We start from the raw sequence: 26,221 nt of genomic DNA, 5'->3' as shown, positions 1-26,221 counted from the left end.
TGATCTCCCGCTTGTCGTGCCTGCCCGGGCCGGGCTCAGGGATGCCAGCTCGCTTGCCCCGAGGGGGCGTCCGGACAGCCGGCGATGGCGATGCCATAGGCCGGAAGTCGCAGCGTGCCGTCCCGCCAGGTGCCGTTGACCATCGCCGGCGCGTCGTCGAGGGCGTGGGCGTCCCGGGGAGCGCCCAGCTCGCGGGGCTCGCCGGCGAAGTTCAGCGCCACCAGCAGGCGTTCGCCCCGATGGGTGCGTTCGAGACACATGACGTCATCGCGCAGCGGGTGATAGCGGATCTCGCCCTTGACCAGCGCCGCATGCCGACGGCGGAAGGCCAGGAAGGCCCGATAGGCGTTGAGCAGCGAGTCCGGGTCGCCGTCCTGCCGGTCCACGGCCAGGCCCAGGTGGTCATCGGGCACCGGCAGCCAGGGCGTGGCCCGGGAGAAGCCGCCGTGGGGGGCGTCGGCCTGCCAGGGCATGGGCGTGCGGCAGCCGTCGCGGCCCTTGTAGGCCGGCCAGAAGGTGATGCCGGCGGGGTCGACAAGTTGCTCGAAAGTGAGCTCGGCCTCGCTCAGGCCCAGCTCCTCGCCCTGGTAGAGGCAGACGCTGCCGCGCTGGGTGAGCAGGAAGGCCAGGTAGAGGCGCAGCGCCGCGGCGTTGCCCTCCGCCTGCCAGCGGGTGGCCAGGCGGGTGATGTCGTGGTTGCCGAGCGCCCAGCACGGCCAGCCGTCGCCAATGCGCGTCTCCATCTCCTCCAGCGGTTCGAGCAGGTGCCGAGGGTCGGCGTTGTCGGTCAACAGATTGAAGGAGTAGGTCATGTGCAGCCGCTTGCCGCCCTGGGTGTACTCGGCCATCACCCCCAGGGAATCGTCGTCGCCGACCTCGCCGACGCTGGTGGTGCCGGGATATTCATCGAGCAGGGCGCGCAGCCGTTCGAGGAAGGCCAGGTTCTCGGGCTGGGTCTTGTCGTGGATATGCCGTTGATAGCCGTAGGGGTTGTCGGGACGCACCCCGATGAAACCCTCGACGATTTCCTCGCGGGGCGGGTTGTCCTTGAGCTCGCCGTGGGTGCAGAAGTTCACCGCATCCAGGCGGAAGCCGTCGACGCCGCGTTCCAGCCAGAAACGCACCTCGCCGAGGATGGCCTCGACCACCGCGGGGTGGCGGAAGTTGAGGTCCGGCTGCTCGACCAGGAAGTTGTGCAGGTAGTACTGGCAGCGGCGGGTGTCCCACTGCCAGGCGGAGCCGCCGAAGATCGCCTGCCAGTTGGTGGGTGGGGCGCCGTCGGGCCTGGGATCGGCCCACACGTACCAGTCGGCCTTGGGGTTGTCGCGGCTCGAGCGGCTCTCCGCGAACCAGGGGTGTTGATCGGATGAGTGCGAGAGCACCTGGTCGATGGTGACCCTGAGCCCCCGGGCATGGGCGGCCTCCACCAGGCGGTCGAAGTCCGCCAGGGTGCCGAACATCGGGTCGACGCCGCGGTAGTCGCTGACGTCGTAGCCGAAGTCCTTCATCGGCGAGGTGAAGAAGGGCGACAGCCAGATGGCGTCGACATTCAGCGAGGCGATGTAGTCGAGCCGGTCGATCACCCCCTGGAGGTCGCCGATGCCGTCGCCGTCGGTGTCCTGGAAGCTGCGCGGGTAGACCTGGTAGATCACCGCGCCGCGCCACCAGTCGTGTTGCTCGTCGTGGGGGGGGCGAGAGAACGCCATCTGGGCCTCCTGGCGACGGGAGCCGGGGCTCCCGTCGGCGGTACGGATGGTGGTGGGTAGGGTAGGGGGCTCAGGCCGCCTGGCGTCGCTTGGCGATGTTCAGGGCCCGATCCTCGACGTCGAACAGATGGACGTGCTCGAGGTCGGGGACCAGCGCCACCCGCTGGCCGATGTCCCAGCGGCTGGGGGCCTCGCTGCGATGGATCAAGAGGGTGTCGCCGGCCTTGGGCTCGAGATAGACATAGACCTCGTTGCCCAGATACTCGACGTTGACGATCTCGAAGGCGTTCTCGCCGCGGGCCTCGGCCAGGCGCAGGTGCTCGGGACGCACGCCCAGGGTCAGGGCGGCGCCGTTGCGCTCGCCGCTGGCGTCCTGGGGCAGGGCCAGCTCACCCAGGCCCGGGGCCTCGATCCGGCAGCCTTCCTCGCTCGATCCCTTTAGGGTCGCAGGCATAAAGTTCATGGTCGGCGAGCCGATGAAGCCGGCGACGAACCTGGTGGCTGGTTGCTGATAGAGTGTCTGGGGGCTGCCGACCTGCTCGATGCGGCCGTCGCGCAGCACCACGATCTTGTCGGCCAGCGTCATGGCCTCGACCTGGTCGTGGGTGACGTAGATCATGGTGGAACCCAGGCGGTGGTGCAGGCGGGCGATCTCGTTGCGCATCTGCACGCGCAACGAGGCGTCGAGGTTGGACAGCGGCTCGTCGAACAGCAGGATGCGCGGCTCGCGGGCCATGGCGCGGCCCATGGCCACGCGCTGGCGCTGGCCGCCGGAGAGCTCCTTGGGCTTGCGGTGCAGCAGGTCCTCGAGTTGCAGGATGCGCGCGGTGGCCATCACCCGGTCGTCGACGGTCTCGTTGGCCATCTTGGCCAGCTTGAGGCCGAAGGCCATGTTCTCGTAGACCGACATGTGCGGGTAGAGGGCGTAGGACTGGAACACCATGCCCACGCCACGCTCGCGGGGCGGCAGGTCGTTGACCACGCCGTCGGCGATCTTGAGATCGCCGTCGGTGATCGACTCCAGGCCGGCGATCAGGCGCAGCAGGGTGGACTTGCCGCAGCCCGAGGGCCCGACGAAGACCACGAACTCGCCATCGGCGACCTTGAGGTCGACGTCCTTGATGATATGGGTGTGGCCGAAGACCTTGTTGAGTTTTTCCAGGGTCACGCTTGCCATCTTGCGACTCCTCGCCGGCCACCGGGACCGGCATTGTTGTGATTCGGTGTTAGCGATCGAGCTTGAGGTAGGCGGCCTGGTAGGCCGGCAGGGTCAGGGTGTCGCCGTCGAGCGCCGATGCGAAGCCGTGTCCCTGGAGCGGGGTGCCGGACCGCGGTAGCGTCGTGCTCCGGGTCTCGCCGCCGAGGTTAAACACGCACAGCAATGCCTCGCCACCATTCTTGCTATCCGCCTCGCGGACGAAGCCGAGCAGGTCCTCGCCGACGTCGACCAGCGACAGCTCGCCGTCGACCAGCGCCGGGTGGGCCTGGCGGAAGGCCAGCAGGCGGCGGGTGGCGTTGAGCACCGAGTGGCGGTCGTCCTGCTGGCGGTCGACCGCCAGCGGCTGGTGGCGCTCGTCGACCGGCAGCCAGGGCTCGACTGCCTCGTTGGTGAAGCCAGCCTGGGGCGCGTCGGTCCAGGGCATCGGCGTGCGGCAGCCGTCGCGGCCCTTGAACTCCGGCCACAGCACCTTGCCGTAGGGGTCCTGGAGGCGTTCGAAGGGCACCTCGGCCTCGGGCAGGCCCAGCTCCTCGCCCTGATAGAGGCAGACGCTGCCGCGCAGCGAGAGCACCATCGCCAGGGCCACCTTGGGATAGGCCACGGGATCCTCGCCCGCGCCCCAACGGGTGGCACTTCTCACCACGTCGTGGTTGGACAGCGCCCAGCAGGGCCAGGCATCGCCGGCCAGGCGCTGGAAGCGTTCGATCACCTCGCGGATATAGGCCGGCGAGTGCGGGTCGTTGAGCAGGTCGAAGCCATAGGCCATGTGCAGCTTGTCGCCGCCGGCGGTGTATTCGGCCATGCGCGCTAGCGGCTCGTCGTCGCCGATCTCGCCCACCGTGGTGGTGCCGGGGAACTCGTCCATCAGGGCGCGCAGCTCGCGCAGGAAGTCGAGGTTCTCCGGGCGGCTCAGGTCATAGACGTGACGCTGCCAGGTGTAGGGGTTGGCGTCCGGGGCGCCGAGCGTCTTGGCCTCGCCCTTTGGTACCGGCGGGTTGTCGCGCAGCTCGGCGTCGTGGAAGTAGAAGTTGACGGTGTCCAGGCGGAAGCCGTCGACGCCGAGCTCCAGCCAGAAGCGCAAGTTGTCCAGCTGAGCCTGACGAACCTCGGGGTTGTGGAAGTTGAGGTCCGGCTGGCTGGTCAGGAAGTTGTGCAGGTAGTACTGGCGGCGCCGGGAGTCGAAGGTCCAGGCCGAACCGCCGAAGATCGACAGCCAGTTGTTGGGCGGCGTGCCGTCGGGCCTGGGGTCGGCCCACACGAACCAGTCGGCCTTGGGGTTGGAGCGGTCGGCGCGACTCTCCTGGAACCAGGGATGCTGGTCCGAGGTGTGGCTGATCACCTGGTCGATCATCACCTTGAGGCCCAGCGCGTGGGCCCGCGCCAGCAGCGCCTTGAAGTCGTCGAGGGTGCCGAACATCGGGTCGACGTCGCGGTAGTCGCTGACGTCATAGCCGAAGTCGAGCATCGGCGAGGTGAAGAACGGCGACAGCCAGATGCCGTCGACGCCCAGGCTCGCCACATAGTCGAGCTTATCGGTGATGCCCGGCAGGTCGCCGATGCCGTCGCCGTTGGCGTCCATGAAGCTGCGCGGGTAGATCTGGTAGATGACGCCACCGCGCCACCAGGTCAGGTTGTCTTGCATGGTCTTGTCCATCGATGACATGAGGCTTATCCCTTGACGGCACCGGCGGTCAGCCCGGAGACGATGCGCTTCTGGAAGATCATCACCAGGATGACCAGGGGCACGGTGACGGTGACCGAGGCGGCCATGATCGGGCCCCAGGGCAGCTCGTGCTGGCTGCCGCCGGAGATCAGGGCGATCGCCACCGGCACGGTGCGCTGGTCGTCGGTGAGGGTGAAGGTCAGGGCGAAGAGGAACTCGTTCCAGGCGGCGATGAAGGCTAGCAGCCCGGTGGTGGCCATGGCCGGCCACATCAGCGGCAGGAACACCTTGGTGATGGTCACCCAGGGGGTGGCGCCGTCCATGATCGCGGCTTCTTCCAGTTCCATGGGCAGCTGGCGCATGAAGGTGGTCAGCACCCAGACGGTGAAGGGCAGGGTGAAGATGGTGTAGCTCAGTATCAGGCCACCCGGGTTGTTGTAGAGGTTCAGCGCGCGGATGACCTCGAACAGCCCGGAGAGCACCGCCACCTGGGGGAACATCGACACGCCGAGGATCGTCAGCATCACCGTGGTGCGGCCACGGAAGCGTACCCGGCCCAGGGCGTAGGAGGCGGTGATGCCCAGCAGCAGGGCGATGAGCACCACCGACAGCGAGATGAGGATGGAGTTGAAGATGGCCCGCACGAAGCTCTTCTGGGTGAAGATCTGCACGTAGTTGCCGAAGTCCAGCGACGACAGCCAGAAATCGACCCGAAACAGCTCGCTGGAGGGCTTCAGCGAGGTGATCACGGCATAGTAGAAGGGGAAGATGGCGTAGACCATCACCACGGCGATCAGGGCATAGAGCCCGACCCGTTTGGCGAGCTTGATCAGCTGATACTGGTTCATTGGTCGACTCCCAGTTGACGGCGGCCCAGGTAGAGGTAGATCACCACGGCCAGGGCGATGATCAGGAACAACATCGTCGAGGCGGCGCTGCCATAGCCCACGTCCTGGAACTCGACCAGTTGCTGACGGGCATAGATCGACATGGTCATGGTGCTGGTGGAGTTGGAGGTCAGCACGTAGATGACGTCGAACACCCGCAGGGCATCGAGCAGGCGGAAGATCACCGCCACCAGCAGCGCCGGGGTGATCAGCGGCAGGGTGACGCGGAAGAACACCTTGACCGGATGGATGCCGTCGACCTCGGCGGCCTCGTAGCAGTCCTTGGGCAGCATCTGCAGGGCGGCCAGCACCAGCAGGGCGACGAAGGGAATTGTCTTCCACACATCGACCATGATCACCGCCCACATGGAGAGGTCGGCATCGGCGGTCCAGGCCAGGGGGGCATCGATCAGCCCCAGGCCCATGAGCATGTGGTTGATGATCCCGAACTGGTCATTGAGCATCCAGGCCCACATCTTGGCCGAGACGATGGTGGGGATGGCCCAGGGAATCAGCACCGCGGCGCGCACCAGCATGCGGCCCTTGAACTCGGCGTTGAGCAGCAGGGCGACGATGATGCCGAAGACCACCTCGAGCGACACCGATACCACGCTGAAGTAGACGGTGTTCCATACCGAGTTCCACCATACCGGGTCGGTGAGCAGGCCATACCAGGCGCCGTCGTCGTAGACCAGGTAGTTCTCGAAGCCGATGAAGGCCGCGCCGGCGGTATCCGACAGCAAGGCATCGGTGAGGCTCAGGTAGAAGGTGCGCAGCAGCGGCCAGCCGGCCACCAGGACCAGCGCGACCAGCATCGGCGCGAGAAAGGTCCAGGCGGCGCGGACCCGCTGGCGGCGGACCTTGGTGCCACGATACCCCGTCTTGGGCGAGGGCACTGCAGAGTGCACCGCCTGGGGGGTGGGATCGGTTGCGGGAGTTGACATGGAGGCCTCCTGGGTTACCAACGACGACGCTTGATGCGGGACAGCTCGCTGTCCAGCCGGGACACGGCCTCGGCACCGCTCTGGTTGCCGGACATCACGTCATGCACGGCGTTGAAGAAGCCATTGCTGACCCGGCCGTAGTGGTCGCCGGTGACGGCGGAGGGGCGGGCCACGGCATTGGTGAAGGTGTCATAGAGGGTGCCGAAGAAGGGCACCGCCTCGAGGACCTCTTCATCCTGGTAGAGCGAGGTGAGGGTGGGGTTGTAGGCGCCCTCGATGGCGCGGCGCTTCTGCTCGGCCTCGGAGGTCAGGAAGGCCACCAGGTCGGCGGCGGCTTCACGATTCTCGGTATACTTGGAGACCGCCAGGTTCCAGCCGCCCAGCGTCGCCGCACTGTCGCCGTCGGGGCCGTGGGGCAGCTTGACCACGCCGACCTTGCCGGCCACGTCGCTGTCCTCGCTCTGGGCCAGCGACCAGGCATAGGGCCAGTTGCGCATGAACACCGCATTGCCGGACTGGAAGATGCCGCGGGCTTCCTCCTCGGTGTAGTTGAGCACGCCGGCAGGCGAGATCTCGCCGGGCCAGGTGGCGGCCAGGTCGAGGGCCGCGGCGGCCTGGGGGTTGTCGATGGTGATCTCGCCCTCGGCATCGACGAGGGTGCCGCCGCCGTGGCTCGCCACCCATTCCAGGGCGTTGCAGGTCAGGCCCTCGTAGGCGCGCCCCTGGAAGACATAGCCCCACATCCTGTCGTTGCCGGCCTCGCGTTCGGCGGCCTGGATCTCCGTGGCGATGTCGGTGAGTTCGGCCCAGGTCTCGGGGGCCTCGAAACCGTGCTTCTCGAGCAGGTCCTTGCGGTAGTACAGCACACCGGCGTCGGTGAACCAGGGCATCGCCACCAGGCGATCATCGACGGTGTTGTTGGCGACGATGGTCTCGAAGTGGCCCGCGGCAGCGTCCTCGCCGAGCGTCTCGTTGAGATCGAGCAGGTGGTTGGCCAGCAGTCCCGGCCACACCACGTCGATCTGCATCACGTCGATGTCGCTGGACTGGGCGGACAGGATCTGCTGGTACAGCGACAGGCGCTCGGTGGAGGAGTTGGGGGTGGAGACGATGTCGACCTGGTGGCCGGTCTTCTCCTCCCACGCCGCCACGCCCTGCTGGCACAGGGTCAGTTCGGCGCCCACGGCGCCACAGGAGATGGTCAGTTCCGCGGCCAGGGCCGGGCCGGCGGCGCTCGCGGCTCCGGCCAGGGTGAGCGCGGAGGCGATCAGGGTCTTGTTGTGCATGGCGTTTCCTCGTCGCTTGTTGTTGTCCGGGACCGGGCGTGATCCATTGAGACACCCTTACCGTCGCTCATGGTAGGTGGGCCTGAAGGCCTCTTAAACGATTAAGATGAGCGTGCCGCCCAGTTAAGCGGCGGTGACGCCGGACTGCAACCTAGACTTTCGTCACAGAAATATCGGGGGATGAGAGCGTGATCATTACTAGCAAGCCAATTAATTGAGTAATTTTACTAATATTTGAGAGGTTCCGGCTTCCCGATTAGACATAAGTCGTAATATTACAATTTTTTTTTGTCCCCTGATGCTTAATCGATTAAGTTTCGGGGCGTGTTTCATGCCCCCGTGCCCCGGTCGACCGCTCCCGCGGCAAGGGCCCCACAGGCAGGACGGCGAGACGCCTTATCCCTGGCGCATGACACGTTGTTCGACATGACCTCCCGCGACAACAACAAAGGGCGATTATCACCATGACATTCCCCGAAATCCGCAAGCTCAAGTCTCCGCTCGCCATCGCCATCGCCGCCGCCGGCCTCGGGGCCAGCGGCCTGGCCAGTGCCCAGGGCCAGGACAGTCTCGAGGCGCGCCTCGCGGAGCTGGAACAGCGCATCGTCGCCGCCGAGCGGCGCGCCGAGGCCGCCGAGCAGCGTGCCGAGCTGGCCGAACGGCAGGCCGAGGATCGCCTGTCGGAAGACGAGATCGAGGAACGCCTGGCCAGGGTCGAGGAGAAGGCCGACAGTGACGAGGGCTTCAGTTTCGGTGCCTATGCCCGCTCGGGGCTGCTGATCGGGGACGATCACAAGAGCATTCCCGGTGGCCCGGGCGTGACGCCGGCAGGCCCCCTGGGCGGTAACGTCGGTCGCCTGGGGAACGAGCCGGATACCTACGCCGAGGCGAAGCTGAACTACCGGCAGCGCTTCGATAATGGCGCCGTCGCCGATTACCGCATGATGTTCGCCGACGGTGTGCGGACCAGCAACGACTGGACCGCCGAGGAATCGAACCTCAACGTGCGCAACGTCTATGTCGAGTTCAGCGAGCTGCCGACCTTCACCGGGGCATTCGAGGATGCCTCGATCTGGGCCGGCAAGCGTTTCGACCGCGACAACTTCGATATCCACTGGATGGACACCGACTTCGTGTTCCTGGCCGGTACCGGTGCCGGTATCTACGATGTCCAGCTGGCCGACAACTGGAAGGCCAACTTCTCGCTCTATGGACGCAGCTACAGCGATTTCCCCACCGAGGAGTCGGAGATCACCGACGACACCGACAACCTGACGCTGACTGCCAACAACTACTTCGGTAACTGGCAGTGGATGGTCAGCGGCCTGTCCGCCGCCGACAACGATGAGCGTGACATCCTGAACGGTTCCACCGCCGCCGATGATGGCTTCCACACCATGGTGGCCTACCATGGCGACAGCTTCTTCGGGCTGAGCGAGGGCAACTTCAAGGCGGCGGTGATGCACGGCCAGGGCCTGGGCGCCGAGGTCAAGGTGATCGGCGGCAACGGCCAGTTGACCGAGGATGCGACGGCGACCCGCGTCGGCCTCTATGGCACCACCTATCTGGCTCCCAAGTGGCGCATCGCCCCGGCCATCCTCGCCGAGGTCAGCGAGGACCGTTTGGCCGAGGGTGACGAGTATGCCTGGGCGACCTTCAACACCCGCCTGGCCAACGAGATCACCGACAACTTCGAGATGCAGTACGAGGCGACCTACCAGTGGATGGATCTCGACCAGGGCCCGGCCGGCAATGCGGCTGAAGGTGGCTATACCAAGCTGACCATCGCCCCGACCTTCAAGCCCGAGGTGGGCGGTTTCTGGAAGCGTCCGGAGGTTCGCCTGTTCGCCTCCTGGAGCGACTGGGACGAGGAGCTCAACGGCTTCAGCGATGACGATGCCTTCGGCAGTGAAGGCTTCGCCGGCAGCGAGTGGGCCTTCGGCGTGCAGAGCGAGATCTGGTTCTGACGACGCGGCCTCTGTGCCGGATCGCTGGCTGTTTCGATGCTTGCCCGTGGCAGAGATGCCACGGGCTTTTTGATGTGCGCCAGGCATGGCGCGCAGCGCCTGACTGGCGCTGTTCCCGAGGGTGATGCCTCGGGATGACTTGGGGGTGAAAGTCCCCTGCACGCCCGGCAAGGGGAAGTGCTAGCCGACGGCAAGGGTGTCTCCCGCGAGGGGGAATCTGAAGGCAGCTCGAGGCAAAACGCTGGCCTGACGAACAGGAAGCGGATATGAGGCGTCATGGCGGGGTGAGATGGCATCAATCATCAAAGCCCAGTACTTGCACGGAACGCCATGACGTAAATCCGACAGGCATAAGCGGGAAGGTCGCGCGTCTTACCCTGGGAGGTCTGGTGGTCTGCCACGGTGCTACCGGCGTCGAGAGGCGGCGGGATGGGCCACCAGACGTCAGCAGAGGCCATAGTAAGTGCCGGTTCACCGCGGCACCAAGGGCCGAACATGAAGAACCGCGAGTAGGCGATGACGTCTCGAGGATCGATCATGAAGACAGAAAGCGGCGCTGATACCGCCACCCACCCAGAGGGGCAGGGGCAGCACCCCGAGTCTCGGCCGGTGGGCGTCGAGACGGTCCCGGCGTCGTCATCGTGGACGAAAGCGGAGCCCGCCCCGCTCATGGAGGCCGTGGTAGAGAAGGCTAACATGGCGCGGGCTTACCGGAGGGTGGTCGCCAACAAAGGCGCGCCGGGTGCCGATGGCATGACGGTGGAGCAGTTGGCTGACCACCTGAAACAGCACTGGCCGACGCTGCGCGAGCGGCTGCTGGCCGGTGAGTACCACCCCAGCCCAGTCCGAGCCGTCGAGATCCCCAAGTCCAAGGGCGGGACACGACAGCTCGGCATCCCCACGGTCACCGACCGGCTGATCCAGCAGGCGCTGCTGCAGGTGCTGACGCCGCTCTTCGATCCGAGCTTCTCCGCATCGAGCTACGGCTACCGCCCCAAACGCAGCGCCCAGCAGGCTGTCGCGGCGATGAAGACCCATGTCACGGCCGGCCACCGCTGGGTGGTCGACCTCGACCTGGAAGCCTTCTTCGACCGAGTGAACCACGACCTGCTGATGGCGCGGGTCGCGCGCCGCGTCCGCGACAAGCGGGTGTTGCGCCTGATCCGTCGTTATCTGGAAGCCGGTCTGTTCCAGGACTGCCAGGCCGCGTCACGCCGGCAGGGAACGCCCCAGGGCGGACCGCTCAGCCCGCTGCTGGCCAACATCCTGCTGGATGACGTGGACAAGGAACTGGAGCGCCGCGGTCACCGCTTCTGCCGCTACGCCGACGATATGCAGGTGTATGTCAGGAGTCGGCGAGCGGGCGAGCGCGTCATGGCCAGCCTGAGTGATTTTCTCGAGAGCTCGCTCAGGCTGACGGTCAATCGTGACAAGAGTGCGGTGGAGCGGCCTTGGAACCGGGGGTATCTGGGCTACACGCTGACCCGGCACAAGCTGCCGAAGCTGACGCTGGCCAAGGCCAGCCTGCCACGCTTGATGCAGCGTGTCCGCGAGATCCTCAAGCGTGGCAGGGGACGCCATATTCGGCGCGTCACGAGGGAGTTGGCCCCCGTCCTGCGGGGCTGGGCCAGTTACTTCAGTCTCGTCGATGTGAAGCGCCCGCTGGAAGCGCTGGATGGGTGGATACGCCGCCGGTTACGCGACGTGGTCTGGCGGCAATGGAAACGCCCGCGGACCCGGCGCCGTAAGCTTCTGGCACTGGGTCTGGACGACTATCGGGCGTGGAAGTCAGCCGGGAATGGGCGAGGCCCCTGGTGGAATGCCGGTGCTTCGCACATGAATCAGGCCCTGCCACGGAAGTGGTTCGATCGGCTGGGCCTGATCTCGGTACTCGATACGGTAAGAGGGCTTAGCCGTTCTTCGTGAACCGCCGTGGTACGGAACCGTATGCCCGGTAGTGTGAGAGGACGGGGGAGGCGACTCCCCTTCCTACTCGATGTGCGCTCCATCTCCCTTCCGGCTGCGCCGCAAGTCGGATTGCGTCGTCCGCCGCCTTCCGGCATAGGACCAAATGTCCCCCTCTCTCCTGCCAAAGTCTTGGAGGATCGATTCGGTCCCTGTGCTTTACTGGGGGCGGTAGACGCCGACTCCCTCGATGGATTGCCCAGGAGGTAGGCCATGTGGCCCAAAGGGCGGACGCCCTGGCGTTGAAGTCACCTTCTATACCGGCCGCGGGAGTCTAGACTAAGCTTTGTCTGAAAAGTCGGCGAGCGATGGCCAGGGCTAGGCCCGCTCCCGGCGGGCCAACGCATTTCCCACATCCATGTGGGTCACAAGGCAAAAATTGGCGATAAGACGGACCGGGCTCGCGTGCGAGTTTACGCGGTGTAAATGAGTACTTTGACCGGGCTCGCGCACAAGCCGATTTTTAACGCCGGATGGGCGAGCGCAGGCAGTTTGTAGACAAAGCGTAGTACTGCGACAAGGGGACCGTGGCTGCCCGAGAGGCACCGGGCCCCATTCCATGGCACACAAGACCGTCCATGCGACCTGCAAGCACCAGCCTGGCGCTTTCAGGGTAGACGCCGCGCCAGGCTGGGTGACCGGAGCCGCCGATGACAACCGCCTTCCCTTCCACTACCTCGTCTTCCGCCGGCCCCAACGAGCTGACGCTGGCGATGCTGCGGCGGCAGAACCAGATCTTCCGCGGCAGTGGAGGCGTCAGCGTGGGCAACCGCTCACAGGGATTCCGCCCCGCCTTCTACGACATGGATACCGGCATCGTCTACCCCTCCCGGTTCGCCAGCGGCCTGGAGGCTCCCATGCACCTGCTGGATGGCCTGCCCGATGACCTGGTCGTCTCGCGCCTGGCCAATGGCCGGGTCGAGGCGGTCAAGCCCGGCATCGTGGCGGGCTTCGTTCGCCACGGTCAGTTCTTCACCCGCCAGCAGGCGGCCATGGCCACGGCGCCGCCCGAGAATCCTGCCGGTCGCTTCAGCAATCCCCGGGATCACCGCCGCCTGCTGTCGGCTTGGGAGCGCTTCGTCGAGAACCGGGAGGTGGGCGGCGACGAGATCCGTCCGGTCGTCGAGGCATCCTGGCAGCGCTGTCACGCCGGCCAGGTCGACCCGGAGCGGCGTCAGGCGCCCCTGGTGGCCGACGCGCAGGCGCTCGATCGGCATCGCGATCGCCAGGCGGCTCTCCGTGAGGCTGCGCAACCGGTCCTGGCGCGGGCCGGCGAGCTGCTGTTCGAGGAAGACAGCCTGGTGCTGCTGGCCGATCCGGAAGGACTCGTCCTGGATGTGGCCGGGGACCGTCGGACCCGTGCCCAGGCCGAGAAGGTCAACCTGATGGCGGGCGGGCTGTGGTCGGAACGCGACGTGGGCACCAACGCCATCGGCACCGCCCTGACCGCCGCCGAGCCGGTACAGCTCTATGGGGCCGAGCATTTCTGCACCGGCATCAAGCCCTATACCTGCTCGGCCGATGTGATCCGCGACCCCCATGACGGCCGGGTGCTGGGGGTGATCGATCTCTCGGGTCGGACCTGCAGCCATCGGCCCCATGCCCTCGACTTCGCGATGTCGGCCGCCCGCATGATCGAGGCCAACCTGATGGCCGATTACTTCCACTGTCGGGATCGGGTGATCGAGGCGAGCCGCGATGCCTTCCGCCGCTGGCCGGGCGAGGGCCTGCTGGCCTTCGATCGTCGCGGGCGGCTGGTCAAGGCCAGCACGCCGGCCCACGATGCCCTGCAACGCCTGGGCGCCGACCTGGCGCTGACGCCCCAGACCCGCCTGCCGTCGCTGGACCGGGAGTCGCCCGGCGAGCCCCAGGCGCCGCCGCCCTGGCTGGTGAGCCAGGAGCGTCAGGCGCTGGGGGCGCCTGACCGCGAGGTGGGCACCCTGGTGCGGTTGTCGGCCAGGTCCTGAGGGGACAGTGAGCGCCCCGGCGACTACTACTCAAGTCGCACTACCGGTGTCGCAGACGGCACCCAAGTCGCATATCCCGCCGCGGCGCTTCTCTCTAGACTGGAGAGACCGTCCCGCCGATGAGTGATCCCGCATGGAGATCGAGCCGTCAGCCTTGCCGCCTGTCGCCGACGCGCCCGCGGAGTCCCCCGTGCTGGTCGCCCAGTCGCGGGCCCGGGACCCGGACATGGCCGCCCAGGACCTGGCCCGTCGCCTGTTGCATCCCTGCCTCGGCGGGGTGCTGTTCTTCTGTTCCGCGGAGTACGATCTCGAGGCCCTGGGACGCGCCCTGGAGGAGCACTTCGGCGGCGTCTCGTTGTGCGGTTGCACCACCGCCGGGGAGATCGGCGAGGGCGGTTATGGCCGCGGCGGCATCACCGCCATCGGCTTCGATCAACGCTATTTCGCCTTCGACCATGCGCTGATCGAGGATCTCGACGGTGTCTCGCTGCTCGATGCCCAGCGCCTGAGCGACCGGCTGCTCGACCGCTGTCGTCAGGCGGCGATCGCCCCCATCAAGGCCCATACCTTCGCCCTGACCCTGCTCGATGGCCTCTCGGCCAGCGAGGAGCGGGTGCTGGCGACCCTCAATGCCGCGCTCGGCAGTATTCCCCATTTCGGCGGCAGCGCCGGCGACGACAACCGGCTCGCCGGCACCCATGTCTACGGCGAGGGGCGCTTTCTCAGCGGGGCGGCGGTGGTGGTGATGGTCAACAGCGTGCTCGACTTCGAGGTGTTCACCACCCATCACCTGCGTCCCCTGGACGACAAGCTGGTGGTGACCGCCGCCGACCGTGAGCAACGTCGCGTGATCGAGCTCAACGCCGAGCCCGCCGCCGAGGAGTACGCCCGGCTGGTGGGCTGTGCGGTGGACGAACTGGGCGAGGCGGTCTTCGCCCGCCATCCGCTGGCCGTGCGGCTGCACGACCAGAGCTATGTGCGCTCGATCCAGCGCGTCAACGACGACCTCAGCCTGAGCTTCTACTGCGCCGTGGAGAACGGCATCGTGCTCACCGCCATGGCCGCCGCGCCGCTGCTCGACGACCTGCAACGCGTGCTCGACGATATCGTCGCGCGCCTGGGGCCACCGCGGCTTGTCATCGGTTGCGACTGTTTCCTGCGTCGCCTGGAGATCGACCTGGACGGTCTGAGCGAGGCCGCCTCCCGACTGCTGAGCCGTTATCACGTGGTGGGGTTCAATACCTACGGAGAGCAATGCAATGGCCTTCACCTCAACCAGACCTTTACCGGGGTCGTCATCGGCCATGGACGCCGTCGCTCCTGAGCCCGGCGAGCGCGAGCGGGCCCTGGAGCGCGAGGTCGCCAAGCTCAAGCGCATCAATGCGGCCCTGATCGAGCGCGTCGAGGCCAGCAACCTGCCACGCAGTGCCCCCTATGCGGCCTTCGAGCATGCCGCGCTGCTCGCCGAGCAGGTCCGTGAGCGGACTCAGGAGCTCAACCAGGCCATGCACGAGCTGCGGGCCAGCAACCGCCTGCTGGTCGAGGCCCGGGAACGCGCCGAGACCGCCGGCCAGCACCTGGTCGACGCCATCGAGAGCATCACCGACGCCTTCGTGTTGTTCGATGCCGACCAGCGCATCCAGCGCTTCAACAGTCGCTTCGCCGAGTTCTGGCGCCCGACGGGAATCCGCATCGCGAGCGGCATGCACATGGAGGAGTTGCGTCGCCTGGCGTTGGCCTCGGGGCTGGTGCTCAGCGAGCAGCTCGGCCATGGCGACCGGCGCACCCTCTATCGCCTCCATGACGACCGTTGGGTCCAGGTGCACCAGCGGCCCACCCGCGGCGGGGGGCGGGTGATGCTCTACGTCGACATCACCGCGCTCAAGCGCCAGGAGCATGCCCGCCGCGAGCACGCCCTGGCCCAGAAGAGTCGCCTGCAGCAGGTCACGCTGGACAGCCTGTCCCAGGGCGTGGCGGTGATCGGTGCCGGTGGCCAGCTGGAGATGTGCAACCAGCGCTTCCGGACCCTGACCGGGCTCGCCTCCCTCGCGGTGCCCCACGACCTGGCGGCGCTGCAGGGGCGCAGCGCCTTGATCGTCGCCGGCGACGCCCGCGGCGTCACCGCCCCCTGCGAGCGCCAGCTGCCCGATGGCCGGGTGGTGGAGGTGCGGGGTCATGCCATGCCCGGCGGCGGCCAGGTGTTGACCTACACCGACGTCACCGAGCGCATCCGCCATGCCGAGGTCCTGCGTGAGCGCGAGCGGTGGATCCGTACCATCACCGACGAACTGCCGGCGATGATCGCCTACCTCGACCGCGACCTGCGCTACGTGTTCACCAATCGCGTCTACGAGGAATGGTACGGCTGGCCCCGGGACCTGCTGCTCGGCGGCGAGCTCACGGCCCTGCACGGCGTCGAGCATTGCGCGCGCCTGGCGCCCTACCTGGAGCGGGCACTGGCCGGGGAGAGCGTGTCCTTCGAGTTCCCCGAGCACGGGGCCAGCGGCCAGGAGCGGGTCCTGCTGCGGGCCTACGTGCCCCACGTCGGCGAGGACGGCGAGGTGCTCGGGCTCTTCGTGTTGATCCGCGACATCACCGAGCGGCGGCGTTCCGCCGAGGCATTGCACCAGGCCTACCAGAACCTCGAGCAGCGGGTCCGCGAGCGGACCACCGAGCTGACCCGGGTGAACACCCGGCTGCGCGGCGAGATCGCCGAACGCGCCGCCGTCGAGCAGCGCCTGCGCGAGGCCAAGGCCGAGGCCGAGGCGGCCAACCTCTCGAAGACCAAGTTCCTGGCGGCGGTCAGTCACGACCTGTTGCAGCCGCTCAATGCCGCGCGCCTGTTCACGGGGGCCCTCGGCGAGCAGGCGGTGACGGCGGACGGCCAGGAGCTGATCGAACAGATCGGTCGCTCGCTGAAGGACGTCGAGACGCTGCTCGGCACCCTGGTCGATATCTCCAAGCTCGATGCCGGGGTCGTGACCCCCGATGTGGCCGCCTTCCCGGTGGCCGAGCTCCTCGACGGCCTGGCCCGGGAGTACCGCCAGGTGGCCGCCAGCGAGGGCCTGGCGCTGCACTATGTGGCGAGCGACGCCGTGGTGCTGAGCGATATCCAGCTGCTGTCCCGGGTGGTGCGCAACTTCCTGACCAATGCCATCCGCTATACCCGGACGGGACGCATCCTGCTCGGTTGCCGACATCGCCCCGAGGGGCTGGAGATCCAGGTGGGCGACACCGGCATGGGCATCGAGGACGCCGAACTGGGGGCGATCTTCCAGGAGTTTCGACGCTCCCATGCCGTCGGCAAGCGCCAGGATCGCGGCCTGGGGCTGGGCTTGGCCATCGCCGACAAGATCGCCCGCATGCTCGACCACCCGCTGGGCGTGGCCTCGATCGCCGGGCGCGGCTCGCGGTTCAGCATCCTGCTGCCCCGCGGCCAGGCGGCCCCGCGCGGTGCTCCGGCGCCGTCGCCGACCCCGGGCGACAACCTGGCCCTGCGGGGACGGCGCGTCTGGGTGATCGACAACGACACCGATATCTGCGAGGCGATGCGTCTGCTGCTCGGCCGCTGGGGATGTCGCGTGTGGGTCGCCGAGAGCGAGGCGGCGCTGGCCGCCCAGCTCGACCCCGCCACCGCACCGGCGGATGTGCTGGTCGTCGACTATCACCTGGACGAGGGGGATACCGGTGTGGCGCTGGCCGAACGGCTCAATGCCGCGCGCCGGGTCCCGCTGCCGGTGGTGGTGATCACCGCCAACCATAGTCATGACCTCCGACAGCAGCTGCGCGAGCGGGGCCATGGCCTGCTGCACAAGCCGGTGAAGCCGCTCAAGCTGCGCATGCTGCTGGCGCAGCTGCTGAGCGGGACGCGCTGAGACGTCGGTCGGGGCGAGGCTGAGGGTCAGCGCCTGAGGTAGGCGCTGAAGTCGATATCGCCGGCCGAGAGGATTGCCTGCACCCGGTTGTGCACCCCGAGCTTGCGCAGGATCGCCGAGACATGGGCCTTCACCGTGGTCTCGGCGATGTTCAGGTGGTAGGCGATCATCTTGTTGGATTCGCCGCGGGTCAGGCGCTCGAGCACCTCCAGCTGCTTGCGGGTCAGGGTCTCGAGCTGCTGCGGGCTGAGCCCCGGCTCGGCGCCGCGGGCCGGCGGGGGGCCGGTGGCGCGCATGATGTCCGAGGGCAGGTAGATGTTGCCTTCGAGGATCTGGGCGATCGCCCTGGTCATCTGCTCGCGGGGCGACGACTTGGTGATGAAGCCTACCGCGCCATAGGTCACGGCCTGCAGGATGACCTGCTTGTCTTCCTCGGCGGAGATGATCACCACCGGGATCGTCGGGGCCTCGTTGCGCAACCGCAGCAGTCCCCCCAGCCCATGCATGCCGGGCATGTTGAGGTCGAGCAGGATCAGGTCCAGGTCATCATGCTCGCTGGCCATCGCCAGGGTGGCCTCGAGGTCCTGGGTCTCGAGCACCTCGGCGGCATCGAAGCCGTCGCGGATGACCCGGCCGATGGCCTCGCGGAACAGGGGGTGATCGTCGGCGATCAGTAGCTTGTACATGGCTAAGGCCTTGTCGTTGTCGTCGATCGGCATCGCCATCCTGTCCATGCGGCGTCCCCCGGCGGCCTCGAACGTCCTTGCTCGGGCGGTGGCCCAGCGTGGGGGAGGGCGTGGGGTGTTTCGTCCCATGATGACGCCAAACGGCGTGGGGGGAACTACGACTTCCGTCGGGGCGAGGCCCGAGGCACGCCGTTCGCCGGACGCGAGTCGCCCCCTTGCCGAGGGTCCCCTGGGCTCGAGTTGACGCAACGCCGTGGGTGGCGGTGCCTATACTGAAGGCAATCCACCTCGACCGTAGCCACGACCACTGCGGCCGTTCCTCGTCAGACGGGAGGGCGGCATGACCACGGACTTCACCCTCGAAGAACTGCAGTCGGCGACTCGCAACCACGGCATGCCGCTCGAGGGACTGGCCTACGCGACCACGCCCGTGGGCATGCACTACGTGCTCACCCACTTCGATATCCCCCGTGTCGATGCCGCGACCTGGCGGCTCGAAGTCGATGGCCGGGTCGATCGGACGCTGTCGTTGTCGCTGGAGGAGCTTCGCGCGCGACCCCGCGTGACCCAGCCGGTGACCCTGGAGTGCGCCGGCAACGGTCGGGCGCGCCTCGAGCCCCGGCCGCACAGCCAGCCATGGCTCGACGAGGCCGTCGGTACCGGCGAATGGATCGGGACCCCGCTGGGGCCGCTGCTCCAGGATGCCGGCCTGCTCGACGATGCCAAGGAGGTGCTCTTCACCGGACTCGACCGAGGCGAGCAGGGCGGGATCGTCCAGTGGTACCAGCGCGCCCTGTCCGCCGCCGACTGCCTGCGTCCCGAGGTGCTGCTGGCCTACGAGATGAATGGCGAGCCCCTGCCACCCCAGCATGGTTTCCCGCTGCGTCTGATCGTGCCTGGCTGGTACGGCATGACCCAGGTGAAATGGCTGCACCGCATCACGGTGCTCGACGAGCCGTTCTGGGGCTACCAGCAGAACGTCTTCTATCGTATCGCCCAGCACGAGGACGACCCCGGGGTCCAGCTGAGCCGCATGTATCCCCGGGCGCTGATGGTGCCGCCGGGCATGCCGGTGTTCGAGACCCGCGAGCGCCTGCTCCCTCCCGGCCACCACCCCCTGCAGGGCCGGGCCTGGTCGGGCTGGGGCAGCATCGACCGCGTCGAGGTCAGCACGGATGCGGGCCAGCACTGGCAGGCGGCCGCGCTGGAGCCACCAACGGCGCCCCATGTCTGGCAGGCATGGTCACTGGACTGGGAGGCCGACGAGGGCCGCCACGAGCTGCTCTGTCGGGCCACGGACGCGGCCGGCAACGTGCAGCCGCTGGTACCGCAGTGGAACCTCAAGGGGGTCGCCAACAATGCGGTCCAGCGCCTGGTGGTCCAGGTACGCCGCGAGCTCGCACCCGCCCCCTGAGTTCTTCCCTCGTCCCCCGGCCTGGGGACATGCCGCCTGTCCCGCCTCCTCTCGGGGCCGCCAGGGGAGACGGTCGTTGGTGACGAGGCCACCGTCCGATGGGCGGGGCCGGGGAACTACGACCAAAGACCCCCATCCGTTGCGCCCAAGGCAGGATGGGCGCACGCGCAGGAGTCACTACCCTCTAATGCATGCGACGCGTCCGGCTGAGGTCCTCGGCCGCGAGCGGATCGTCGTGATTCCCAACAGTCAGGAGTGCGCACCATGATCTACGCCAACCCCGGCAGTCCCGATGCCCCGGTGTCCTTTGCGTCCCGCTACGGCAACTACATCGGCGGCGAGTTTGTCGCGCCGGTCAAGGGCCAGTACTTCGACAACGTCAGCCCGGTCAACGGCGAGGTGTTCTGCGAGATTCCCCGCTCCACGGCGGAGGACATCGAGCGTGCCCTGGACGCCGCCCACGCGGCCGCGTCGGCCTGGGGCCGGACCTCGGCCACCGAGCGGGCCAACCTGCTGCTCAAGATCGCCGACCGCATCGAGCAGAACCTGGAAATGCTCGCCGTCGCCGAAACATGGGACAACGGCAAGGCGGTGCGCGAGACGCTCAATGCCGATATTCCGCTGGCGGTCGATCACTTCCGCTACTTCGCCGGCTGCATCCGTGCCCAGGAAGGCACCGCGGCGGACATCGATGCCAACACCGTGTCCTATCACTTCCACGAGCCGCTGGGCGTGGTGGGCCAGATCATTCCCTGGAACTTCCCCATCCTGATGGCCGCCTGGAAGCTCGCCCCGGCCCTGGCCGCCGGCAACTGCGTGGTGCTCAAGCCCGCCGAGCAGACCCCGGTGTCGATCCTCAAGGTCATGGAGCTGGTCGGGGATCTGCTGCCGCCCGGCGTGGTCAACGTGGTCAACGGCTACGGCGCCGAGGCCGGCCAGGCACTCGCCACCAGCCAGCGCATCGCCAAGATCGCCTTCACCGGCTCGACCCCGGTGGGCGCGCACATCCTCAAGTGCGCCGCCGACAACATCATCCCCTCCACCGTGGAGCTGGGCGGCAAGTCGCCGAACATCTACTTCGCCGACATCATGGATGCCGAGCCGGAGTTCGTCGACAAGGCCGCCGAGGGCCTGGTGCTGGCCTTCTTCAACCAGGGAGAAGTGTGCACCTGTCCGTCCCGGGCGCTGATCCAGGAGGATATCTACGATGCCTTCATGGCCAGGGTGATGGAGCGGGTGACCACCATCAAGCGCGGCAACCCGCTGGACACCGAGGTCCAGGTCGGGGCTCAGGCCTCCCGGGAGCAGTTCGACAAGATCATGTCCTACATGGACGTCGCCCGTGAGGAAGGTGCCGAGTTCCTTACCGGCGGCAACCGCGAGACCCTGGATGAGTCGATCAACAACGGCTTCTATATCCAGCCGACCCTGCTCAAGGGCCATAACAGGATGCGCGTCTTCCAGGAGGAGATCTTCGGCCCGGTGGTGGCGGTGACCACCTTCAAGGACGAGGCCGAGGCGCTGGCCATCGCCAACGACACCGAGTTCGGCCTCGGCGCCGGGGTGTGGAGCCGCGACATGAACGTGGCCTTCCGCATGGGGCGTGGGATCCAGGCCGGCCGGGTCTGGACCAACTGCTACCACCAGTACCCGGCGCATGCCGCCTTCGGCGGCTACAAGAAGTCCGGCGTGGGCCGCGAGACCCACAAGATGGCCCTCGAGCACTATCAGCAGACCAAGAACCTGCTGGTCAGCTACGACACCAACCCGCTGGGCTTCTTCTAAGGCCCCTTGGCCCCGGGCATCCTGCCCGGGGCGGCTTCCCTGACGAGTCGAAGACCGGTGCCGCCACGCGGTCGTACCGGGTTCTACCAACGCAACGATCAGGAGTGGGATTCATGGACAAGACGATGCAGGCCGCCGTGGTGCGGTCCTTCGGTGAACCGCTGAGTCTCGAGGAGGTGGCGGTGCCCCGCCCGGGGCGCGGCGAGATACTGGTGAAGGTGGCCGCCTCCGGCGTCTGCCATACCGATCTTCATGCGGCCCATGGCGACTGGCCGATCAAGCCCGAGCCGCCCTTCATCCCCGGCCACGAGGGCGTCGGCCATGTGGCGGCGGTGGGCGAGGGCGTCAGCCATCTCAAGGAAGGCGACCGGGTCGGGGTGCCCTGGCTGTATTCCGCCTGCGGGCACTGCGAGCACTGCCTGGGGGGCTGGGAGACCCTGTGCGAGTCCCAGCAGAACACCGGCTACTCGGTGAACGGCGGCTTCGCCGGCTATACCCTGGCCGATGCCGGCTACGTGGGGCGGCTGCCCGACAACGTCGATTTCCTGGAGATCGCGCCGGTGCTCTGTGCCGGGGTCACCGTCTACAAGGGGCTCAAGATGACCGACACCCGTCCCGGGCAATGGGTCGTCATCTCCGGCATCGGCGGCCTCGGCCACATGGCGGTGCAGTACGCCCGCGCCATGGGGCTCAACGTTGCCGCGGTGGATATCGACGACACCAAGCTGGCGCTGGCCAAGCGCCTGGGGGCCAGCGTGACGGTCAACGCCCTGACCATCGATCCGGCCGCCTACCTCAAGCGCGAGATCGGCGGTGCCCATGGCGTGCTGGTCACCGCGGTCTCGCCCAAGGCCTTCGAGCAGGCGCAGGGCATGGTGCGACGCGGGGGGACCATCTCGCTCAACGGCCTGCCTCCCGGCGACTTCCCGCTGCCGATCTTCGACACCGTGCTCAACGGCATCACCGTTCGCGGCTCCATCGTCGGCACCCGCCAGGACCTGCAGGAGGCCCTCGACTTCGCCGGCGAGGGCAAGGTCAAGGCCACGGTGGCGAGCGACCAGCTGGAGAACATCAACGACATCTTCCAGCGCATGCTCGATGGCCGGATCGAAGGGCGCATCGTGCTCGACATGCGCTGATCGAGGCCGGCCAGGACATGACCGGGGCACGCTGCACGCGTGCCCCGGTCACGTGTCTGGCCGCGACCTAGGGGCGCATCACCATCTTCGCCTCGGTGAGCCGCTTGACCACGCTCTTGAAGCTGTTCCTGAGAACCAGCATCTCGCCATTGGCCAGGGTGACCACGGCCACCGGCTCGTGGCGCGGCTCGTTCTCCGCCTCGAACTCGGGGCGGATCTGGGCGATCTGGTCGAGATGCAGCAAGAGGACGAACTCCTCCTCGGTGGAGGGGTAGTCGCTGACGACCTCGATGAAGCGGTGACTCATGGGCGCCTCGCTCGGCAGCGGTATGTGCCCATCAGTGTAGTCGAGACCCCGCCGGGACCGTGGCGGCGCCACAGTCGCCGAGGCCCTACCGCGGTTCCGAGCTCCGCCAGGCCTGGGTGCCCCACAGTGGCACGCTACTCAGGGCGTGCTTGAAGCTGCCGCTGGTCTCCTTGGTGCTGTAGGCCAGATACAACAGGGTCTGGCTCTCGGCATCGAAGATCCGCCGCAGCTTGAGGCTCTTGAACAGGACGCTCTGGGAACGCCGGTAGAGCAACTCGCCGTCCGCCGAGGTGTCGATGTCGGCGAGCATCTCGGTGGTGATGGGGCCGGTCTGCCGGCAGGCGAGGCTGGTGTCGGACGGATCGGCCAGGTCCAGGTCGGCATCGATGTTGCTGAGGTGACAGGTCACCCCGGGCACCTTGGGGTCGGTGAGACTCTCGATCTTGATGTCCTTGGTGGTGAACAGGCCCAGGGAGACGTCGCCGACCTCGTTGCCGCCGTCGCAGCCGGCGAGCAGGAAGGTGCAAAGGGTCAGGGCCAGCCGACCCCAGGGGACGGCGGGAAAGGGGAAGCGCATGGGCAATAATCTTGGTCAGTGGTCGTCGCTGAAGAGGCTCAGGTCGAGTGGATGGCTGTGTCCCAGCCACATCACCCCCTGGGTATGGTCGAAGCGGTCGTCGCCGGTGCCGACGTGGACGAAGACATCCAGCGAGCCCCGGTTGAGGGCCAGCCAGGGCACGACCTCGCCGAACAGCTCGGGGGCAAAGGAGAGCTGACAGCTCCACAGGGGATGGGGCCCCACCGGTCGCTCGTGGAAGCGTCCCACCCGGATCGCGAAGCGCTCGGCGGCCTCCCCGGCCACGCGGCGGGCCTCGGCCAGCCCCGCCGCATCCTCGTAGTAGAGGTGGGCGTGGTAGTGGGTGATGTGGCGCGGGTCGGTGAGGGGCGGGGTGTCGCTCATGGCGGTCTCCTGGCGGGGGGCCTCAGGGTAACCGTTGTGCGGCGCCGCCGCGAGAGGGCTCCCCCGACACGGGCCCCGGGGCATCAGCTACCGGGTATCGGCAGGCTCGCCAGCTGGACCCCGTAGGCGCCCGGGGGCAGCGCCTTGTCCACCGAGAGCCGGAACCCGCCGAGGGCCGGTTCGTCGAGGTCGACCAGCCTGCCGGGGATGGCCGCCTTGCGTTCGTCGAGCTTGACCAGGACCTGTGGCCGGAGCGGCTGGTCGGGCACCTGCGCGACCACGATGCCGACCATGCCGTTGTTGAGCTCGACCAGGGTGCCGAGGGGATAGAGGCCGATCCAGTCGATGAAACGGTCGACCAGTCGGCCGTCGAAGAGGCATCGACGGCCCTGATGGAGGATGCCCAGGGCCTCGGTCGCCGGTCGGGCCGGACTGTAGACGCGGTCGCTGGTGATGGCGTCATAGGTGTCGACGATGGCGAGGATCCGGGCGGCCTCGCCGATGTCCCGGGCTGGCTTGCCGCGGGGGTAGCCGCTGCCGTCGAGACGCTCGTGATAGTCCCGGCAGGCGATCTTGACCGCCGTGGGGAGATGCGGGTCATGCTCGAGCATGGCGTAACCACGCAGTACGTGGCTCTGGACGTGCTGGAATTCCTCCTCGGTGAGCGGGCCGGGCTTGTCCAGTAACGCCTGGTCGAGGCGCATCTTGCCCACGTCGTGCAGCAGGCCGGCGAGCCCCAGTTCCTCGAGCCGTGAGCGCTCGTGGCCCAGGTGCTGGCCGAAGGCCATGGCGAGGATGGCGACGTTGAGGCCGTGTTCCATCCGGTAGGCGACCCGGTGCTTGAGGCGCGTCAGCCAGACCAGGGTCTCGGGGACCACCTCCAGCGACGCGATGAGCCGGCCGATCTCCCGCTGCAGCGTCGGCAGGCGACGATACCAGTCATGCTCGTCGCGCATCAGGCGCTGCAGCGTGCGCTGGGTCTTGGTGTACAGCTGCTCGGCGTGGTGTACCTCGCGGGGATCGCGGTGCGCGGCCGCGGGGCTGCGTCGCTCCTCGGCGGGCAAGGGCGTGAACTCGCTGAGGTCCGGAGGGCTCTGCAGGGCGGACAGGATCGCCTGCACCTGGGGGTGGGAGCGCTGGGGGTCGACATACACCGAGCGGCAGTAGCTGCGTAGTCGACGGAGGTCGGAGCGCCCGCGTTTCAACAGGTGGGGCGGGACCATCCAGGGACGATCGAGGGCGGCGATATACATGCCGTTCTCGAGCAGGCTGACCGGTACCTCGACCAGACGTCCGCCGCTCGGGGGGTCGTTGGCGCGTTGCATGACGCTGTCTCCGGCTGTCATGGGCTGGCTACAGTTATAGACCATCCGTCGGGTGGCGGCGTGGTCGCCGGGCCCGATCCGTCCTCGAAGCGTGCCGGCACGCGGGGCTGGCGGTCCACGCTCAGCGAGAAGAGATCCGGTCGGCCGTAGTGGCCGCCCACGTCCAGGGTGCGTCGCGCCCGCCGGGCCGCCGCGACGTCGATGTCGGCATAGAGGATGCCCTTCTCGCGGTGCAGGGGCCCGGCGACCACCTCACCCCCCGGGGCGACCACGGTGGCGTCTCCGGGGTTGATCCACTCGTCCGGCGAGAACAGCCGGTCGCGCTCGGGAAAGTCCCCGGGAACGTCGCTTCCCTCCAGGGCCGTCGCGGTGGCGAGGACCCAGCAGCCGCCCTCCCTGGCGATGTGGCGAAGGGTGGCCAGACGGGTCTCGCCGGCGTCCCAGGTCGGGTTGATGAACACTTCAAGGCCCTGGGCGTAGAGCGCGAAACGGGCCAGCGGCATGTAGCACTCCCAGCAGATCAGGGCGCCGAGGCGGCCCGCCGGGGTGTCCACGACCCGCAGCCCGCTGGCGTCGCCCTGGCCCCAGACCATGCGCTCCGGGTTGGTCGGCATCAGCTTGCGATGACGGTTGAGCAGGGTGCCGTCCGGTCCGATCACCACCACGGTGTTGTACAGGGTGGTGCCGCTGTAGCGGCCATCCCGCTCATGGAGGCCGATCACCAGCGTCACGGCGTTGCGGGCCGCGGCCTTCTGGAGGGGGCGAAGGTGATCCCGGTCCAGGTCGATGGCGTTCTCCCACAGGCGGGCATGGATCTCGCCGGTCAGGGCCATGTCGCCCCCCGGCCGCAGGCGCCAGATCCAGGTGGGGTAGCCGGGCAGGTAGGCCTCGGGAAACACCAGCAGGCCGGCCCCCGAGGCGGCCGACTCATCGGTCAGAGCAACGGCCCACTCCAGGCTGGCGTCCCGGTCGAGCAGGCGCGGCGGGGCCTGAATGATGGCGACTCGGGTGGACATGGTCGGTTCCTCCCACAAGGCCGGCGGTGGTCACCTCTATTCCACTATGGGCGCGATCCGGCGATTTGTCGCCGCCGGCGGGGCTGCGCACACGAAAGCGGCGACCCCG

20 protein-coding genes are annotated in these 26,221 nt (G+C 67.7%); 8 read left to right on the top strand and 12 right to left on the bottom strand.

The features are described from left to right. Positions 1-35: 35 nt before the first annotated feature. From OCT48_RS15285 to OCT48_RS15260, 6 genes are all read right to left on the bottom strand, one after another. Positions 36-1,706 (bottom strand): alpha-amylase family glycosyl hydrolase, encoded by a 1,671-nt coding sequence (locus OCT48_RS15285; RefSeq protein ID WP_263589987.1) that lies wholly within the window; start codon positions 1,704-1,706, stop codon positions 36-38. A 70-nt stretch (positions 1,707-1,776) separates the two neighbouring features. Next, positions 1,777-2,883 carry an ABC transporter ATP-binding protein gene (locus OCT48_RS15280; protein ID WP_263589986.1) on the bottom strand — a complete coding sequence of 369 codons (1,107 nt, stop codon included), beginning with the start codon at positions 2,881-2,883 and terminating at the stop codon, positions 1,777-1,779. 49 nt (positions 2,884-2,932) lie between these two features. Next, complete coding sequence (locus OCT48_RS15275; protein ID WP_263589985.1) at positions 2,933-4,567, bottom strand: alpha-glucosidase; 1,635 nt, start codon at positions 4,565-4,567, stop codon at positions 2,933-2,935. A 26-nt stretch (positions 4,568-4,593) separates the two neighbouring features. Next, positions 4,594-5,436, bottom strand: a complete 843-nt coding sequence (locus OCT48_RS15270) for a carbohydrate ABC transporter permease (RefSeq protein WP_263589984.1) — start codon at positions 5,434-5,436, stop codon at positions 4,594-4,596. Then, positions 5,433-6,419, bottom strand: a complete 987-nt coding sequence (locus OCT48_RS15265) for a carbohydrate ABC transporter permease (protein ID WP_263589983.1) — start codon at positions 6,417-6,419, stop codon at positions 5,433-5,435. The genes OCT48_RS15270 and OCT48_RS15265 overlap by 4 nt, the downstream gene beginning before the upstream one ends. Positions 6,420-6,433: 14 nt before the next feature. Further along, complete coding sequence (locus OCT48_RS15260) at positions 6,434-7,705, bottom strand: ABC transporter substrate-binding protein (RefSeq protein WP_263589982.1); 1,272 nt, start codon at positions 7,703-7,705, stop codon at positions 6,434-6,436. Positions 7,706-8,169: 464 nt separating this feature from the next. On the opposite strand from OCT48_RS15260, the gene OCT48_RS15255 reads away from it, so the two are divergent. The 5 genes from OCT48_RS15255 to OCT48_RS15235 all read left to right on the top strand — a co-directional run bounded on the left by OCT48_RS15255 (position 8,170) and on the right by OCT48_RS15235 (position 17,479). After that, a complete protein-coding gene (locus OCT48_RS15255; protein ID WP_263589981.1) occupies positions 8,170-9,672 on the top strand; it encodes a carbohydrate porin in 1,503 nt (500 codons plus the stop codon). Between the two features lie 537 nt (positions 9,673-10,209). Next, positions 10,210-11,598 carry a group II intron reverse transcriptase/maturase gene (ltrA, locus tag OCT48_RS15250; RefSeq protein ID WP_263589980.1) on the top strand — a complete coding sequence of 463 codons (1,389 nt, stop codon included), beginning with the start codon at positions 10,210-10,212 and terminating at the stop codon, positions 11,596-11,598. Between the two features lie 689 nt (positions 11,599-12,287). Further along, positions 12,288-13,604: a sigma-54-dependent Fis family transcriptional regulator gene (locus OCT48_RS15245; RefSeq protein WP_263589979.1), complete on the top strand. Its 1,317-nt coding sequence runs from the start codon at positions 12,288-12,290 to the stop codon at positions 13,602-13,604. Positions 13,605-13,737: 133 nt separating this feature from the next. Continuing rightward, positions 13,738-14,928, top strand: coding sequence for a nitric oxide-sensing protein NosP (nosP, locus tag OCT48_RS15240; RefSeq protein ID WP_412031016.1), 1,191 nt, complete (start codon positions 13,738-13,740; stop codon positions 14,926-14,928). Beyond that, positions 14,909-17,479 (top strand): NahK/ErcS family hybrid sensor histidine kinase/response regulator, encoded by a 2,571-nt coding sequence (locus OCT48_RS15235; protein WP_263589978.1) that lies wholly within the window; start codon positions 14,909-14,911, stop codon positions 17,477-17,479. Before nosP ends, OCT48_RS15235 begins: the two co-directional genes overlap by 20 nt. A 26-nt stretch (positions 17,480-17,505) precedes the next feature. Here OCT48_RS15235 and OCT48_RS15230 read toward each other — a convergent pair whose 3' ends face one another. Then, positions 17,506-18,165 carry a response regulator gene (locus tag OCT48_RS15230; protein WP_263592633.1) on the bottom strand — a complete coding sequence of 220 codons (660 nt, stop codon included), beginning with the start codon at positions 18,163-18,165 and terminating at the stop codon, positions 17,506-17,508. Positions 18,166-18,505: 340 nt separating this feature from the next. Here OCT48_RS15230 and OCT48_RS15225 point away from each other — a divergent pair, with 340 nt between their 5' ends. The 3 genes from OCT48_RS15225 (at position 18,506) to adhP (ending at position 22,503) form a co-directional block, all read left to right on the top strand. Further along, positions 18,506-19,579, top strand: a complete 1,074-nt coding sequence (locus tag OCT48_RS15225; RefSeq protein ID WP_263589977.1) for a sulfite oxidase — start codon at positions 18,506-18,508, stop codon at positions 19,577-19,579. Between the two features lie 264 nt (positions 19,580-19,843). Next, positions 19,844-21,364, top strand: a complete 1,521-nt coding sequence (locus OCT48_RS15220) for an aldehyde dehydrogenase family protein (RefSeq protein WP_263589976.1) — start codon at positions 19,844-19,846, stop codon at positions 21,362-21,364. A gap of 113 nt (positions 21,365-21,477) precedes the next feature. Next, positions 21,478-22,503 carry an alcohol dehydrogenase AdhP gene (adhP, locus tag OCT48_RS15215; RefSeq protein WP_263589975.1) on the top strand — a complete coding sequence of 342 codons (1,026 nt, stop codon included), beginning with the start codon at positions 21,478-21,480 and terminating at the stop codon, positions 22,501-22,503. A gap of 67 nt (positions 22,504-22,570) precedes the next feature. Here adhP and OCT48_RS15210 read toward each other — a convergent pair whose 3' ends face one another. The 5 genes from OCT48_RS15210 to OCT48_RS15190 form a co-directional block, all read right to left on the bottom strand. After that, entirely contained in the window at positions 22,571-22,810 is a 240-nt protein-coding gene (locus OCT48_RS15210) for a hypothetical protein (protein WP_263589974.1), read from the bottom strand. An 85-nt stretch (positions 22,811-22,895) separates the two neighbouring features. Further along, entirely contained in the window at positions 22,896-23,387 is a 492-nt protein-coding gene (locus tag OCT48_RS15205; RefSeq protein ID WP_263589973.1) for a CreA family protein, read from the bottom strand. Positions 23,388-23,402: 15 nt separating this feature from the next. Beyond that, positions 23,403-23,771, bottom strand: coding sequence for a DOPA 4,5-dioxygenase family protein (locus tag OCT48_RS15200; RefSeq protein ID WP_263589972.1), 369 nt, complete (start codon positions 23,769-23,771; stop codon positions 23,403-23,405). Positions 23,772-23,854: 83 nt separating this feature from the next. Beyond that, positions 23,855-25,096 (bottom strand): HD-GYP domain-containing protein, encoded by a 1,242-nt coding sequence (locus OCT48_RS15195; protein WP_263589971.1) that lies wholly within the window; start codon positions 25,094-25,096, stop codon positions 23,855-23,857. Between the two features lie 17 nt (positions 25,097-25,113). After that, the gene (locus OCT48_RS15190) at positions 25,114-26,112 is read right to left on the bottom strand and encodes a carbon-nitrogen hydrolase family protein (protein WP_263589970.1); all 999 of its coding nucleotides are present in this window, start codon (positions 26,110-26,112) and stop codon (positions 25,114-25,116) included. Between the last annotated feature and the right edge of the window lie 109 nt (positions 26,113-26,221).

The sequence above is a fragment of the Halomonas sp. M4R1S46 genome (assembly GCF_025725685.1).
Classification (GTDB): domain Bacteria; phylum Pseudomonadota; class Gammaproteobacteria; order Pseudomonadales; family Halomonadaceae; genus Halomonas.
This window is presented reverse-complemented; position numbering and strand designations above follow the sequence as displayed.